General features: G+C 38.9%; 13 protein-coding genes. 7 read left to right on the top strand and 6 right to left on the bottom strand.

Annotation, left to right across the window (positions count from 1 at the left end):
• The first annotated feature begins 164 nt into the window (after positions 1-164).
• The gene (locus tag QM928_RS05885) at positions 165-1,415 is read left to right on the top strand and encodes a dicarboxylate/amino acid:cation symporter (protein ID WP_414294747.1); all 1,251 of its coding nucleotides are present in this window, start codon (positions 165-167) and stop codon (positions 1,413-1,415) included.
• A gap of 13 nt (positions 1,416-1,428) precedes the next feature.
• Positions 1,429-2,370, top strand: coding sequence for an ATP-grasp domain-containing protein (locus tag QM928_RS05880; RefSeq protein ID WP_414294746.1), 942 nt, complete (start codon positions 1,429-1,431; stop codon positions 2,368-2,370).
• A 226-nt stretch (positions 2,371-2,596) separates the two neighbouring features.
• On the opposite strand, the gene QM928_RS05875 is transcribed toward QM928_RS05880, so the two are convergent.
• The 5 genes from QM928_RS05875 to QM928_RS05855 are packed head-to-tail and all read right to left on the bottom strand — an operon-like array spanning position 2,597 to position 7,293.
• The gene (locus QM928_RS05875; protein WP_414294745.1) at positions 2,597-3,460 is read right to left on the bottom strand and encodes a YihY/virulence factor BrkB family protein; all 864 of its coding nucleotides are present in this window, start codon (positions 3,458-3,460) and stop codon (positions 2,597-2,599) included.
• Positions 3,461-3,491: 31 nt separating this feature from the next.
• Complete coding sequence (locus QM928_RS05870) at positions 3,492-5,546, bottom strand: cation:proton antiporter (protein ID WP_414294744.1); 2,055 nt, start codon at positions 5,544-5,546, stop codon at positions 3,492-3,494.
• Positions 5,547-5,557: 11 nt separating this feature from the next.
• The gene (locus QM928_RS05865; protein ID WP_075231833.1) at positions 5,558-5,812 is read right to left on the bottom strand and encodes a hypothetical protein; all 255 of its coding nucleotides are present in this window, start codon (positions 5,810-5,812) and stop codon (positions 5,558-5,560) included.
• Complete coding sequence (locus tag QM928_RS05860; RefSeq protein ID WP_414294743.1) at positions 5,805-6,362, bottom strand: class I SAM-dependent methyltransferase; 558 nt, start codon at positions 6,360-6,362, stop codon at positions 5,805-5,807. Before QM928_RS05860 ends, QM928_RS05865 begins: the two co-directional genes overlap by 8 nt.
• On the bottom strand, positions 6,346-7,293 hold the full coding sequence (locus QM928_RS05855; protein ID WP_075230663.1) for a TIGR01212 family radical SAM protein: 948 nt from the start codon (positions 7,291-7,293) through the stop codon (positions 6,346-6,348). Before QM928_RS05855 ends, QM928_RS05860 begins: the two co-directional genes overlap by 17 nt.
• Positions 7,294-7,494: 201 nt before the next feature.
• On the opposite strand from QM928_RS05855, the gene QM928_RS05850 reads away from it, so the two are divergent.
• From QM928_RS05850 to QM928_RS05830, 5 genes are all read left to right on the top strand, one after another.
• On the top strand, positions 7,495-9,681 hold the full coding sequence (locus tag QM928_RS05850) for a PTS transporter subunit IIBC (RefSeq protein WP_414294742.1): 2,187 nt from the start codon (positions 7,495-7,497) through the stop codon (positions 9,679-9,681).
• Between the two features lie 51 nt (positions 9,682-9,732).
• Positions 9,733-10,551, top strand: coding sequence for an endonuclease/exonuclease/phosphatase family protein (locus QM928_RS05845; RefSeq protein ID WP_414294741.1), 819 nt, complete (start codon positions 9,733-9,735; stop codon positions 10,549-10,551).
• A 149-nt stretch (positions 10,552-10,700) separates the two neighbouring features.
• The gene (locus tag QM928_RS05840) at positions 10,701-11,426 is read left to right on the top strand and encodes a CppA N-terminal domain-containing protein (RefSeq protein WP_414276154.1); all 726 of its coding nucleotides are present in this window, start codon (positions 10,701-10,703) and stop codon (positions 11,424-11,426) included.
• Positions 11,423-12,355, top strand: a complete 933-nt coding sequence (locus tag QM928_RS05835) for a serine hydrolase domain-containing protein (RefSeq protein ID WP_414294740.1) — start codon at positions 11,423-11,425, stop codon at positions 12,353-12,355. Before QM928_RS05840 ends, QM928_RS05835 begins: the two co-directional genes overlap by 4 nt.
• Before the next feature lie 9 nt (positions 12,356-12,364).
• Positions 12,365-13,276: a DMT family transporter gene (locus QM928_RS05830; RefSeq protein WP_414294739.1), complete on the top strand. Its 912-nt coding sequence runs from the start codon at positions 12,365-12,367 to the stop codon at positions 13,274-13,276.
• 558 nt (positions 13,277-13,834) lie between these two features.
• Here QM928_RS05830 and QM928_RS05825 read toward each other — a convergent pair.
• On the bottom strand, positions 13,835-14,233 hold the full coding sequence (locus QM928_RS05825; protein ID WP_371559224.1) for a hypothetical protein: 399 nt from the start codon (positions 14,231-14,233) through the stop codon (positions 13,835-13,837).
• Between the last annotated feature and the right edge of the window lie 103 nt (positions 14,234-14,336).

The following is a 14,336-nucleotide window of genomic DNA, read 5'->3' as shown; positions in this document are numbered from 1 at the left end:
AGATTTTATAATTCCTGCTTGAATAGAATGAATCATGTGTTCGGTACGATGATAGTTTGAACTCTCAATATAAATCTTTTTTATGTTCAACAAAGAAAATATATATTAGTCAGAAGTGAAGAATAGTAGTAGAATGAGTAGCAAATAAAACAAAGGAGTTTCTTATGAAATTAGTTACGTTATGGTCAAAACTCTCACTAGGAATTCAATTATTGGTGGCTTTGGTCTTGGGGGTGATTGCTGCAGTCATCTGGCCACAATTTGCAGGCTTTTATCAATTTTTAGGACAAGCCTTTATTAAATTGATCAATATGGTTATCATTCCGCTAATCTTCCCAACTATCGTTGTTGCGGTAGCTGGTGTTATCGGGAAAAAATCTTTTGGAAAAATATTGACCAAGAGTTTGGTTTACTTTTTCGCAGTAACAACTGCAATTACTCTTTTGTTTGTATTTGCTAGTTACTATTTAGGATTTGGTCAAGTAGTGAATATCGGTCAAACTGGTGGAAACCTTGATGGAATTGCCAATAATGTCAAATTTAGCGAATTTTTGCTTGGTTTTATTCCATCAAATATCGTCAAGTCTCTTTCAGAAGGTGCTCTTTTGCCCATTATCGTTTTTGCTATCTTTCTTGGTTACGGAATTGGGAATCTTAAAGCAGAGAAATCTCAGAAGATTATCGAAGGTTTCCAAATCTGGATTGAAGCCATCTACAAGATTGTTGCAGTAATTGTCAAACTTTCACCGATTGGAATTTTTGGATTTATCGCAAAAGATGTTGCAACTACTGGCCTTGATAAATTGATAGGGCTTGGTCAATTTGTCATTGGAACTTATTTGGCTTATGCTGTATTGGTTCTCCTTATTTTCCCTTTGATCGCTCTATTCTTTAAAGTACCGTATTTGTCAGCCTTTCGTGAAAATTGGAGTCTCTTAACTTTGGCTTTTGTTACTGGAAGTTCTAGTGTGGTCTTACCATCCCTTCTTAAAGATTTGAAAAAACAGGGGCATGATGAGCATACAATTGATTTAGTTATTCCTTTAGGATATACTTTTAACTTAGAGGGAGCAGCAGTTTATTTCTCAGTAGCGACAATCTTTATCGCCCATGCCTACGGCATTCAATTTTCTTTATCAAGTCTCTTGTTTACTGTTTTGCTTTTGACCTTGATTGGAAAAACTGCAGCAACTGTACCATCAGGTGCTATCGTGCTTCTACTAGCTGCAGCACCTCAATTGGGCTTGCCAGTTGAAGGAGTAGCCTTGATTTTTGCAGTTGATTTCTTTGTCAATGCTGGCCGTACTATGATCAATGTTTTAGGTCAAATCTTAACAGTCGGCGTTATTGAAAAAACAGAAGGATATATTTTAGAAGAAGAAAAGGAAAGCCAACTATCAGTCAGCTTTTCTTAAGGAGATATGAGTAATGAGTGAAGCAAAAGTTTATGTAATTCATGAGAATCTTGAATGGACCCAGCATTTGGTCAAATGGTTGGAAGAGTTAGAAGTTCCTTATGAATTGTGGGATTTGTCTAGTGGAATTTTGGATCTGCAAAGTCCACCGCCACAAGGTATCTTTTATAATCGCATGTCTGCATCCTCTCACACAAGAGGACATCGCTATGCACCAGAATTTACAGAGCAGGTGATTACTTGGTTAGAAGCACATGGACGCAAGGTTGTGAATGGAACAGCTGCTATCAATCTTGAAATCAGTAAAATCAAACAATACTTGAAGTTAAACGAGTCGGGCATTGAGACTCCTGCGACAGTTGCAGTTTTGGGTCAAGAAAATATCATTGAAGCAGCCAGAAAATTGAACATCTATCCTTTGATTACCAAACATAATCGAGCAGGTAAAGGATTGGGGGTTCAACTCTTTCAAAATGAAGAAGAACTTGAAGCCTATGTCAATAGTCCCCTCTTTGAACCTTCAGTGGACGGTATTACCTTGTTACAAGCCTACATCAAGCCAAGTGATGGACGTATCCGTCGTTCAGAGTTTATCAACCAGAAGTTCCTTTATACTGTTTCAATCGATTCTTCAGATGGTTTCCAACTGTGCCCAGCAGATGGTTGCCAAATCGGTAAGAGACCAGAGCAACTGGAAACGTCTGAGAAATTCCAGATTACAGAACCTCTACCAGATGACCGAAGAGAAGCTTATGAAAACTTCCTAAAAATTGCTAAGATTGAAGTTGCGGCGATTGAATGGGTTCAATCAGAGAGTGGTGACATTTATGTTTATGATGTAAATACCAACACAAACTACAATCCTACCGCAGAAAAGAATGCCAATATTTTTGCCCACCAACATTTGGCTCACTATCTAAAAACAGAATTGCAAGCCCTAACGAATGGACAATAAAGTAACTAATTCAAAAATCCCCCAGTATTAAATGACTGGGGGATTGATTTGTTTATACTCTTCGAAAATCTCTTCAAACCACGTCAGCTTCCATCTGCAACCTCAAAATAGTATTTTGAGCTGCCTTCGTCAGTTCTATCCACAACCTCAAAACGGTGTTTTGAGCAACCTGCGGCTCGCTTCCTAGTTTGCTCTTTGATTTTCATTGAGTATTAATCGATAAAAATTATTGATTTGCTTTAAAGTCTGGATCCTTAAGGCTTTGAACACTGGCATTGATCACTGCACCGACAATCAATAACTTGGCAATGATTATAAACCAGAACATCATGACAACAACGATGATGGAACTGAAAAATCGAACGTCAACTAGATAGTTAACATAATTGTTGAAATAAGCTGAAAAGATCGTTAATAGAGATATAAGAGTGACAAACACGAACAGACTTCCAGGAAGGACGTAACGAATACGACCGACTTTCACATTCGGAAGGAAATAATAGAGCATGATCAAGATCGCAAACAGAAAGACATAAATCAGCGGTCCTGTAAAATCCTGTAAATATGCAAATAGAGAACTTTCGGATTTCCAGTAGTTTTTTAGCAGATCTAATAACATATGACCAAACATACTTAGAAATAAGGCAAGTGCAAAGAGAAATTGAAGTCCCAAACTAACTAGGAGACTCATCAGTTGGTGTGAGATAATTCCTCTATTTTTTGCAATTCCATAGGCTTTGTTAAAGGCCTTTTGAAGGAAATTCATGGATTTTGAAAATGTCCAAAGAGCTGATATCACCGCAAAACTCAATAGTCCAGCAGACGGTTGCGTCAGGACTTCACGAGCAATCTTTGCTACCACATCATAGATCGTATCTGGTAAAAATTCCTTTAGGATGATCAAAAAATCAGAGATCGGAATTTGAAAATAAGGCAAGATATTGACGGCTATCATAAGTAAAGGGAAGATTGAAATCAACCAATAATAAGCCACAGCTACACTGGTTAATTCAATATCTGAAACATGATAGTAGTGCAAAAAAGCTTTCAATAAAGGCCTATTGGTTAGTTGTTTCCACAACTTTTTCATTGCATAATCCTCCACAATAATAACCTAAATCTTAATTTCTGCGAACTAATTCCATCATATCATAAGGCAGTGTGTTGGCTGATTCTTTTAGAGAATAGGTTTCTAGGTTGTTCACATTTTGTCTCAGTTTTTTAGCATACTGGGCTGAAATAAGTTTTTGTTTCTCGTATTCAAAGATAGACTTACGTTCTAGATAGTAGCCTCTCAACATTTCGTCGATATTATTGGGTTTGATACGATTGATAACCCGTTCCACAAAGGCACCACTGGTAATATGACTGGTTTCACGGAGACGTGATTCCTGCATAAAACTAATCAAGGAACTCTTATAAATCCCTTTGAGGTTTTCTAAACTTTCGATGATGATTTCAGTGTTGGCTAGATAGAGTTCTGCAATCTGATCATAATCGATGGCAAGAAGTCTTTGGTTTTCCTTGTCTCTCCAAGAACGAAAGGTTTTTCCAAATGTGAGCAACTCATGAAGGAGAAAGCGCACAATCCGTATAGAAACAAGGAAGTAGTAGGTTAGTCGAGAAGCAAAGTTTCGCTTAATATTTTTCTCCATGCTTTTCAAGTACCGTTGATAAACACGATAACCTCTTTCACCGATTTTGCCTTCTTCATAGGCCTGTTCCAAACCATCGTTCTCGATACTGAGAATCAAGAGTTTCAGAGCTTCCCAGTCTTCTTGGATTTCTTTATTTTCTTGGCTGAGGATGAGATTTTCGATCCGTCCGTGATAGTTATCAATCGCAGCATAGAGGGGAACCTTGTTTTTAGTATGGTCCAAATCTCTCTCTAACTCCATGGCAACATCATTTAGGATAGCGATGTGCATGAGATGATCCTTAGATGGCTCTTGCTCTTCAGAAAGGTGTGGCAAGACCAATAATCCAGTAAGAAAACTGACCAGGGTTACACCAGCTACGAGGAAGAGAAGGAGCGGATATTCCTGCTCTAAGTTAGACGGTATCAAGAGGATGGTAGCAATAGAAACTGTTCCCTTAACTCCAGAAAATGTCAAGAGAAGCATATCTTTAACATACTTGTGGAGGCTTTTTTGAAGTTTCTTTATTCGAAACGCGTAAAAGCCGTAAATCATCACAAAGCGGATGGCAAAGAGTAGGAAGGTTAAAAGAAAGACTGTGACGAGAAGAAGCACATTGTTATAAAAAGCACTCTTCAGAATGGGCTCCGCAATCATCTCCAGTTCCATCCCCAACAGAACGAAGACAGAACCATTGAGCATGAAGGTTACTGTGTGCCAAACGGTTTCAGTCACAGTATCCACCTGGGCTTCAAGAAGATTTATCTTTTTAAAACGACTCGCTTTCAAAATACCAGCAACAACGACTGCGATAATTCCAGAAACGTGAATCTCTTCAGCGATGAAGAATGTTAAAAGTGGTAAACTGAGATCTAACAGAAGTTCACTGGCTATATCAGTAGCTCGAACACTGAGTAGAAAAGTATGGAGGAAACGATTGATTAAGGCTGTTATAAAGCCGACTGCAAACCCTCCCATGATGGAAATAGCTAGGGAAATTCCTGCTTGAGCGATTGAAAAGGTTCCCGTTGTCCATGTGATGAGAGCAACACGAAAGGCAATTAGCCCAGAAGCATCATTAAGGAGTCCTTCCCCTTTTAAGATATTTGAAATTCGTTTTGGAAAGGTAAATCGTTCAGAAAGGGAAGCAAAAGCAACCAGGTCAGTAGGACCAAGTGCAGCACCTACTGCTAGGCAGGCTGCTAATGGTAAGCTCGCCCAAAGAACATGGGCAAGTCCTCCCATACTTAGAGTAGATATAAAGATGACAGGGAAAATTAGATAGAGAACGATTCTCCAGTGCTTTAGGATAGAGGTTACATCTGCTTCTTGAGCTTCACGAAAGAGTAGTGGACCAATGACTAAAGCTAGAAACAACTCAGTATCTAAGTGATATTGGTTGTTGGGTAAGCAAAGCCCAATTCCTATCCCTAACAAAATTTGAATCAGGGGCATGGGTAGGAAGGGAAGAAGTTTATTGGTCGTACTAGAAACAATGAGAACAAGCAAAAATATCAAGAGATAAAAAAGTAAATCCATCTTCTACCTCCTTATTTTTGTTTTCGACAAGCTTCAAAAAGTTCTTTTTGTTCTTGGATTTTTTGATCAATTTTCGAGCAGTCCTTGTGCTCGATTTTCTTCTGACAACGCTCCATTTCAAGTGTTATCATTTTTTTCTTGATTTTCAGCATCTTCTTGCTCATATGAGCTTCATCTAACATACCAACTGCCCGTTCATGTTGGGTTGATTCTACAAAGTTGTGGCGAAGAGCTTCTATTTTATCTCGTAGGTATTGTTTATCCATGTCGATACCTTTCTAATTTTTCAATCATGACTAAAAACGGTGGATTGTTGATTTGGTTGAGAGTGCGATAGATCGTAGCAGTATATTCTTGTTGTGGTAAGTGACTGACAAAATCCATGACTGCATCCCGTTCAATATCTCCGCCTTCATGCCCGTAATAAATCATGATGGCTATTCGTCCACCCTTAACTAGCATTTGGCAAAGTTTATCCAGTGCTTCAATAGTTGTTTGAGGTTGGGTGATAATGCTTTTATCAGCTGAAGGAAGATAACCAAGATTAAAGATAGCTGCTTTCACCTCGGTTACAAACTGATCCACGGTTTCATGACCTTGTAGAAGTAATTCAACATTGGTCAAGCCAGCTTCTTCTAGACGTTGACTTGTCTTTTCCAGAGCTTGTTCCTGTATATCAAAAGCGTAGACTTGTTTAGCTAACTTAGCTAGAAAAAGGGTATCATGACCATTTCCCATGGTCGCATCAATTACAATATCCTCTTGGGTGATGACTTGGGCAAGAAAATCATGCGCCATTTCAAGTGGTCTTTTCATTCATAAACTCCTGTTTTACAGCCTTGCATCCTTGAACACTACCTCGACGTCTCATTTCAGCCTCAATGCTATTTAGAACTTCCCATTTATTGAGACTCCACATAGGACCAATCAGCATATCCCTAGGCGCATCACCCGTAATCCGATGGATAACGATATGCTTGGGAATGATTTCTAGCTGATCACAGATGACCTTGACATATTCATCCTGACTCATGAGCTGCAAACGACCTTCATGATAATCACGTTGCATCCGAGTATTGGTCATGAGGTGAAGTAGGTGAAGTTTAATCCCTTGAATATCATTATCCGTCACACAGCGACGAACATTTTCCACCATCATGTCATGAGTTTCCCCTGGCAAGCCATTAATCAAATGGGCAACAATTTCAATCTTGGGATATTTTCTCAAGCGTTTAACTGTCTCCACATAGAGTTCATAGGAGTGGGCACGGTTAATCAATTCAGAAGTAGCTTCATATGTTGTTTGTAAGCCTAACTCTACGGTAACATGCATTCGCTCTGATAATTCTGCCAAGTATTCGATAGTCTCATCGGGTAGACAGTCTGGACGAGTACCGATATTGATGCCGGCAACACCAGGTTCATTGATAGCTTGTTCATAGCGTTCTCGAATCACTTCAAGTTTTTCATGTGTATTGGTAAAATTTTGGAAGTAAACCAAATATTTTTTAACTTCAGGCCACTTACGATGCATAAAGTCAATTTCTTTATAGAATTGCTCACGGATAGGAGCATCAGGTGCAACGATTGCATCTCCAGAACCAGAAACTGTGCAAAAAGTACAGCCTCCATGTGCCACAGTCCCATCTCGGTTTGGACAATCAAATCCAGCATCAATAGGAACTTTAAAGGTTTTTTCTCCAAATAAGTTTCGATAATAATCATTCAAAGTATTATAGGATTTCATAGCTAATATTATATCAGAAAAGACCGACAAACTCAAAAAAGGTTAGCAAGAGAGAGCATGCCTAGAAAGTGAAACGAAAGAAAAAATCAAATTTTTTTTATAAAAGCCTTTACAAAAAAATAAAAAGTGGTAAAATTAAAACATAAACACGCGCAAACGTTTTCGTAAAACGTTTGCCGAATAAATATAAAGGAGATTTGAATGATGAAAGATACATTCAAAAATGTCTTGTCTTTCGAATTTTGGCAGAAATTCGGTAAGGCTTTAATGGTGGTTATCGCTGTTATGCCGGCGGCTGGTTTGATGATTTCAATCGGTAAGACGCTTGCAATGATTGACCCAAACCTTGCTCCCCTAGTTATTACTGGTGGCGTACTAGAGCAAATTGGTTGGGGAGTTATCGGTAACCTTCATATTTTGTTTGCCCTCGCTATTGGAGGAAGCTGGGCTAAAGAACGTGCTGGTGGTGCTTTTGCGGCCGGTCTTGCATTTATCCTTATTAACCGTATCACTGGTACAATCTTCGGTGTATCAGGGGATATGTTGAAAGATCCTAACGCTATGGTTTCAACAATCTTTGGTGGATCTATCAAGGTTGCTGATTACTTCATTAGCGTACTTGAGGCACCAGCTCTTAACATGGGGGTATTTGTAGGGATTATCTCAGGTTTTGTTGGAGCGACTGCTTTTAACAAATACTACAACTTCCGTAAACTTCCTGATGCCCTTTCATTCTTTAACGGGAAACGTTTTGTACCATTTGTAGTTATTCTTCGCTCAGCAATCGCTGCAATTCTTCTTTCAGCTTTCTGGCCACTTATTCAGACAGGTATCAACAACTTCGGTATCTGGATTGCCAATTCACAAGAAACAGCACCAGTTCTTGCACCATTCTTGTATGGTACTTTGGAACGCTTGCTCTTGCCATTTGGTCTTCACCACATGTTGACTATCCCAATGAACTATACAGCTCTTGGTGGTACTTATGATATTTTAACTGGTGCAGCAAAAGGCACTCAAGTATTTGGTCAAGACCCACTTTGGCTTGCATGGGTAACAGACCTTGTAAACCTTAAAGGTACTGATGCTAGTCAATACCAACACTTGTTAGATACAGTACATCCAGCTCGTTTCAAAGTTGGACAAATGATTGGTTCATTCGGTATTTTGATGGGTGTGGCTGCTGCTATTTACCGTAATGTTGAAGCAGACAAGAAACACCAATACAAAGGAATGATGATTGCAACAGCTCTTGCAACATTCTTGACTGGTGTTACTGAACCAATTGAATATATGTTCATGTTCGTTGCAACACCTATGTATCTTGTTTATTCAGTAGTTCAAGGTGCTGCCTTTGCTATGGCTGACGTGGTTAACCTACGTATGCACTCATTCGGTTCTATTGAATTCTTGACTCGTACACCAATGGCGATTAATGCGGGTCTTGGTATGGATATTATTAACTTTATCTGGGTAACAGCGCTATTTGCAGTTATCATGTACTTCATCGCCAACTTCATGATTCAAAAATTCAACTATGCTACTCCAGGACGTAACGGAAACTACGAAACTGCTGAAGGTTCATCAGAATCTGCTGCTTCTGGTGAATCAAAAGTTGCAGAAGCTTCTCAAGCTGTTAACATCATCAACCTTCTTGGTGGACGTGCTAACATCGTTGACGTTGACGCATGTATGACTCGTCTTCGTGTTACTGTAAAAGACGCTGAAAAAGTCGGAACAGAAGAACAATGGAAAGCTGAAGGAGCTATGGGACTTGTCATGAAAGGGCAAGGTGTCCAAGCTATCTATGGACCTAAAGCTGATGTTTTGAAATCAGATATTCAAGATCTTCTTGACTCAGGTGAAGTGATTCCTGAAACTCTTCCAAGTCAAATAGCATCATCTTCTAAAAATGCTGTTGTATATAAAGGTGTAACTGAAGAAGTTTATTCAGTTGCTGACGGTCAAGTGGTTGCCTTGGAACAAGTAAAAGACCCAGTATTTGCTCAAAAAATGATGGGTGATGGATTTGCGGTGGAACCAGCAAACGGAAACATTGTATCTCCAGTATCAGGTACTGTATCAAGTATCTTCCCAACTAAACACGCTCTTGGTCTTGTGACTGAAGCAGGCCTTGAAGTACTTGTTCACATTGGTTTGGACACAGTAAGTCTTGAAGGAAAACCATTTACAGTTCATGTTGCTGAAGGACAAAAAGTTGCGGCAGGTGATCTTCTTGTCACAGCTGACTTGGATGCTATCCGTGCAGCAGGACGCGAAACTTCAACAGTAGTTGTCTTCACAAATGGTGATGCGATCAAATCAGTTAAATTAGAACAAACAGGTTCTCTTGCTGCTAAAACAGCAGTTGCAAAAGTAGAATTGTAATATTTAGGAGGTTGGAAGCTGTTTCCAACCTCTTGTTTATAGGAGAAAAGTATGAAGTTTTTAACACTCAATACCCATAGTTGGATGGAAAAAGATCCTGAACAAAAGTTCCAACTTTTACTTCAAGATATACTTAAAAACAGTTATGATTTGATTTGTTTTCAGGAAATCAACCAAGAAATCACCTCAGCTCAAGTAGAAACAGGCCCACTTTATCAGCCATTACCATCGGCTGAGCCGATTCATCAAGACCACTATGTGCGACTTTTGGTAGAGAAGTTGGCAGAGCAAGGTCAAAACTATTATTGGACTTGGGCCTACAACCATATCGGTTATGATCGCTATCATGAGGGTGTGGCAATCCTATCTAAAACACCAATTGAGGCGCGTGAAATTTTGGTTTCAGATGTCGATGATCCGACAGATTACCACACTCGTCGAGTTGCTCTAGCAGAAACAGTAGTTGAAGGTAAAGCACTTGCAGTTGCGAGTGTCCATCTCTCTTGGTGGGATAAAGGCTTCCAAGAGGAATGGGCGCGCTTTGAAGCAGTTTTGAAAGAATTGAACAAGCCACTCTTGCTAGCAGGTGATTTTAACAACCCAGCAGGTCAGGAGGGTTACCAAGCAATTCTTGCTAGTCCATTAGGCTTGCAAGACGCCTTTGAAGTTGCAAAAGAAAGAAGTGGAAGCTTTACTGTTCCGCCTGAAATTGATGGTTGGAAGGGGAACAGCGAACCTCTTCGAATCGATTATATCTTTACGACAAAGGATATGCAGGTAGAAAACCTTCACGTGGTCTTTGATGGTAAAAACAGCCCACAGGTGAGCGACCATTATGGTCTCCAAGCAGAATTAGCTTGGAAAGACTAAATAAGGTATTTTAGTAAAAATAAACCAGTCCCCCTTCTACTAGCAGAAGGGGTTGATTTATTTAAGGAGTTAATATAGTTAAAGTTTTTTATTGAATAACTTGTAAAAAAAGATAAAATCCTTTAAAATAAAAAGTGTTGGAGGAATTTATGATTGTAAATCAAATAAAGCGTATGATCCCGACGCTAAAGGTAAATAATAGAAATCTAAATGAATCATTTTATATTGAGACTTTGGGGATGAAACCCTTGCTTGAAGAGTCAGCCTTCTTATCACTAGGAGACCAGTCAGGCATTGAAAAGTTAGTTTTAGAAGAGTCACCAAGTATGAGGAGCCGTAAGGTTGAAGGGATTAAAAAATTAGCTAGATTACTTGTAAAGGTAGAGAAGCCATCTGAGATTGAAGCACTACTAGCTAGAATGGAAGAAATCCCTCAACTCTATAAGGGGGCTAAGGGATATGCTTTTGAGCTTCTTTCTCCAGAAGGGGATTGTATTCTTATTCATGCTGAAGATAATATCAAAGATTTGAAAAAAGTTGAGGAAGAAGTCACTTTTTCAAAAGATGAGAAACTGAGATATTTGACAGCCTTTGAAATCTCTGTGGAAATCAACTTACCAGATGAGATATCAAGCCTACTTGAAAAAGAAGAAATCGAAAATCGACTAGCTTTTAATCAAGCTCAAGGGAGCGATTTACTGGTTGAAAATAATGTAACTTGGGATTTGTCCATGTTGAAATTTCAAGTAGAGAATTTAGATTTGCCTGTATTGCGTCAGCGTTTTGAAGAAGCTGGTTACTTTATTCCAAAATCGGAGAAGTTTTTCCTAACTAAGGATACCAACAATATTGAATTGTGGTTTGAAGCAGTATGAAACAAAAAATCATTCAAAAAATAAAGCAACAAATTGAGGCGGGGATTTATCCTGGTGCCTCTTTTGCATATTATCAGGATGGCGTTTGGTCTGACTGGTATCTAGGAGAAGCAAATCCAGAAATTGGTGAACAGACGCGTGAGGGCTTGGTCTATGATTTGGCAAGTGTCAGCAAGGTTGTTGGAGTAGGAACGGTCTTAACCTTCTTGTGGAAGGAAGGCAAGATTGAACTAGATCAGTTCATAGAAGCTTATCTTCCAGAAGTAGATTATCCCGACATTACCGTTCGACAATTATTAACGCATGCAACGGATTTAGATCCTTTTATCCCAAATAGGGATCAGCTTTCAGAAGACCAGTTGAGGAACGCCATGTTTCATCTTAATAGACGAGAGAAGAGAGCCTTTCTTTATTCGGATGTGCACTTTCTCTTGCTAGGTTTTCTCTTGGAAAACTATTTTGAAAAGGACTTGGATCAGATTTTACAAGAGCAAGTTTTGGATCCTTGGGGAATGAAGGAAACTCAGTTTGGTCCAGTTAACTGTGCTGTTCCAACGGTCCGTGGACAGAAAGCAGGAGTGGTCCATGATCCCAAGGCTCGTTTGCTTGGAAAGCATGCAGGTAGTGCAGGTTTGTTTTCGACAGTTCATGATTTAAAAATCTTTCTAGAGCATTATTTGCAGGATGATTTTGCTGCAGACTTAAGTCAGAATTTTTCGGATCTGAGTGATAAAGAACGCTCATTGGCCTGGAATCTTGAAGGTGATTGGCTGGACCATACAGGCTATACTGGGACCTTTATCATGTGGAATCGTAAGAAACAAGAGGCGGTAATCTTTTTATCTAACAGAACCTATGAAAAAGATGAGCGTGCCCAGTGGATATTGGACCGTAATCAGGTTATGGACTTGATTCGAGAGTCAGACTAGGGAGGAAGTATGTCAAAAGCTTTAAAAGGAACTCTTTATACAGTCATTGCAGGTATTGCCTGGGGCTTATCGGGAACCAGTGGTCAGTACTTGATGGTTCACGGGATTTCAGCCCTCGTTCTGACCAATATCCGTTTGATAATCGCTGGTTTACTCCTGATTCTTCTTGCCTATACTAAATCGAGGGATAAATTTATGGCTTTTCTGAAGGATAAATCAAGCCTGTTTTCTCTCTTGTTATTTTCTTTATTTGGTCTTTTTCTAAATCAATTAGCCTATCTATCAGCTATTCAGGAGACAAATGCTGGGACAGCGACAGTTCTCCAGTATGTCTGTCCAGTTGGAATCCTTGCTTACACTTGTATCAAGGATAAGGTGGCTCCGACGCTTTCAGAAAACATCTCTATGTTTTTAGCTATAGGTGGGACTTTTCTCATTGCAACCCATGGGCAATTGGATCAACTCTCGATGACTCCAGCTGGTCTATTCTGGGGCTTGTTCTCGGCCCTAACCTATGCTCTTTATATCATTTTACCCATAAAATTGATTCAAAAATGGGGGAGCATATTGGTTATTGGTGTTGGAATGACCATCTCTGGTTTTTTAGCAGTGCCTTTTACGGGGCTTATCGGTGCTAGTGTTCCCTTGTCTTTTGATACCATTCTAGCTTTTGCAGGCATCATTCTGATTGGAACGGTCTTTGCCTATACAGCCTTCCTCAAGGGAGCTAGTATGATAGGACCAGTCAAGTCTAGCCTTTTGGCTTCGATTGAGCCTATCTCGGCAGTATTTTTTGCCTTCATGATTATGGGAGATATCTTTTATCCTGTAGATTTTCTTGGTATGGCAATGATTTTACTAGCTGTAACAATTATTTCATTGAAGGATCTAATGTTGGAAAAGAAACATCACTCCGTTTAATGGATTAAAACAGTTTTTGAAGACTGGCTGACACTCAGCACTATAAAATATTCTGAGTTCACACATCTTATGAGTGAATTAAAAGACGGTTCAAAATGAGCCGTCTTTTTCATATATTCAATTATCGTTCACTAAAGGAAATTTGAAAATTATACATTGTACAATTAGGATTTTTACAAACTTTTATAACTTTACCACGCGCTCTATCTTCTGCATAAAATCATAAAACTTCGTTACATTTTGTGCATTTTTCAGTCATATTTATACTCCTATAGTTTATTACCGCAATGACTACACCGTTCTGGTCGGTCGCTTGTTTTTCGTCCACAAATAGGACATTCAATAGTTGCTGTAAGAATTTTTTTAACTTGTTTAATCATAATGATTACCATCCAGATTTCTTTTGACAAGTTCCATAATCACACCTATGGTAAGAAAGATTGTGGTAAATAGCTTCTTTACACCAATCGCATTTATTACCACTTAAAGCACGTTCACAAGCACAATACCATTCATTAAGGTTTCCCATAATAAAAACCTCTTTCTATTTACAATATTTTATAGCAAAATACCGCAATCTTGTGCTAATTCTTCTAATGTAAGTCCAGAATAACGTCGTAGGTTCAAAAGTTCCTTATCGATTTCCAGTCTTCCACCTGAAGAATCAACTCTCCACTGCAAAATTGACTCCAGAGCTCGAATACTTGCTTCAATTGTCTCTAAAGTTTCTTGAAGCGATTCTCTTTCTTGAGTTAGACTGATGTATTGTTCACGGTCTGCCGAAGCCATTCGTCCACCCAGCTCGTTAATATCAGCCATTACTTCTAAGCGAATTCTTTTCGATTTCTCAAGAATTTTCATCGCTAATTCTTGTTTTTTAGTGTATTTATCAATGTCAGATTTTCTAATAAACCATAAAATCCCGCCAATAATTGCAATTATAAAAATTAAACCCATATTTTCTCCTTAATAAAACCTCTAAGTATTTGTAGCACATTAAAAATCGTATTTATTTTAATACGAAATACCTCCTTTTTTATTTTCACTCAAAATCCCTGCT

It is taken from the genome of Streptococcus infantis (assembly GCF_047460405.1).
In the GTDB taxonomy this organism is placed as follows: domain Bacteria; phylum Bacillota; class Bacilli; order Lactobacillales; family Streptococcaceae; genus Streptococcus; species Streptococcus infantis_Q.
This window is presented reverse-complemented; position numbering and strand designations above follow the sequence as displayed.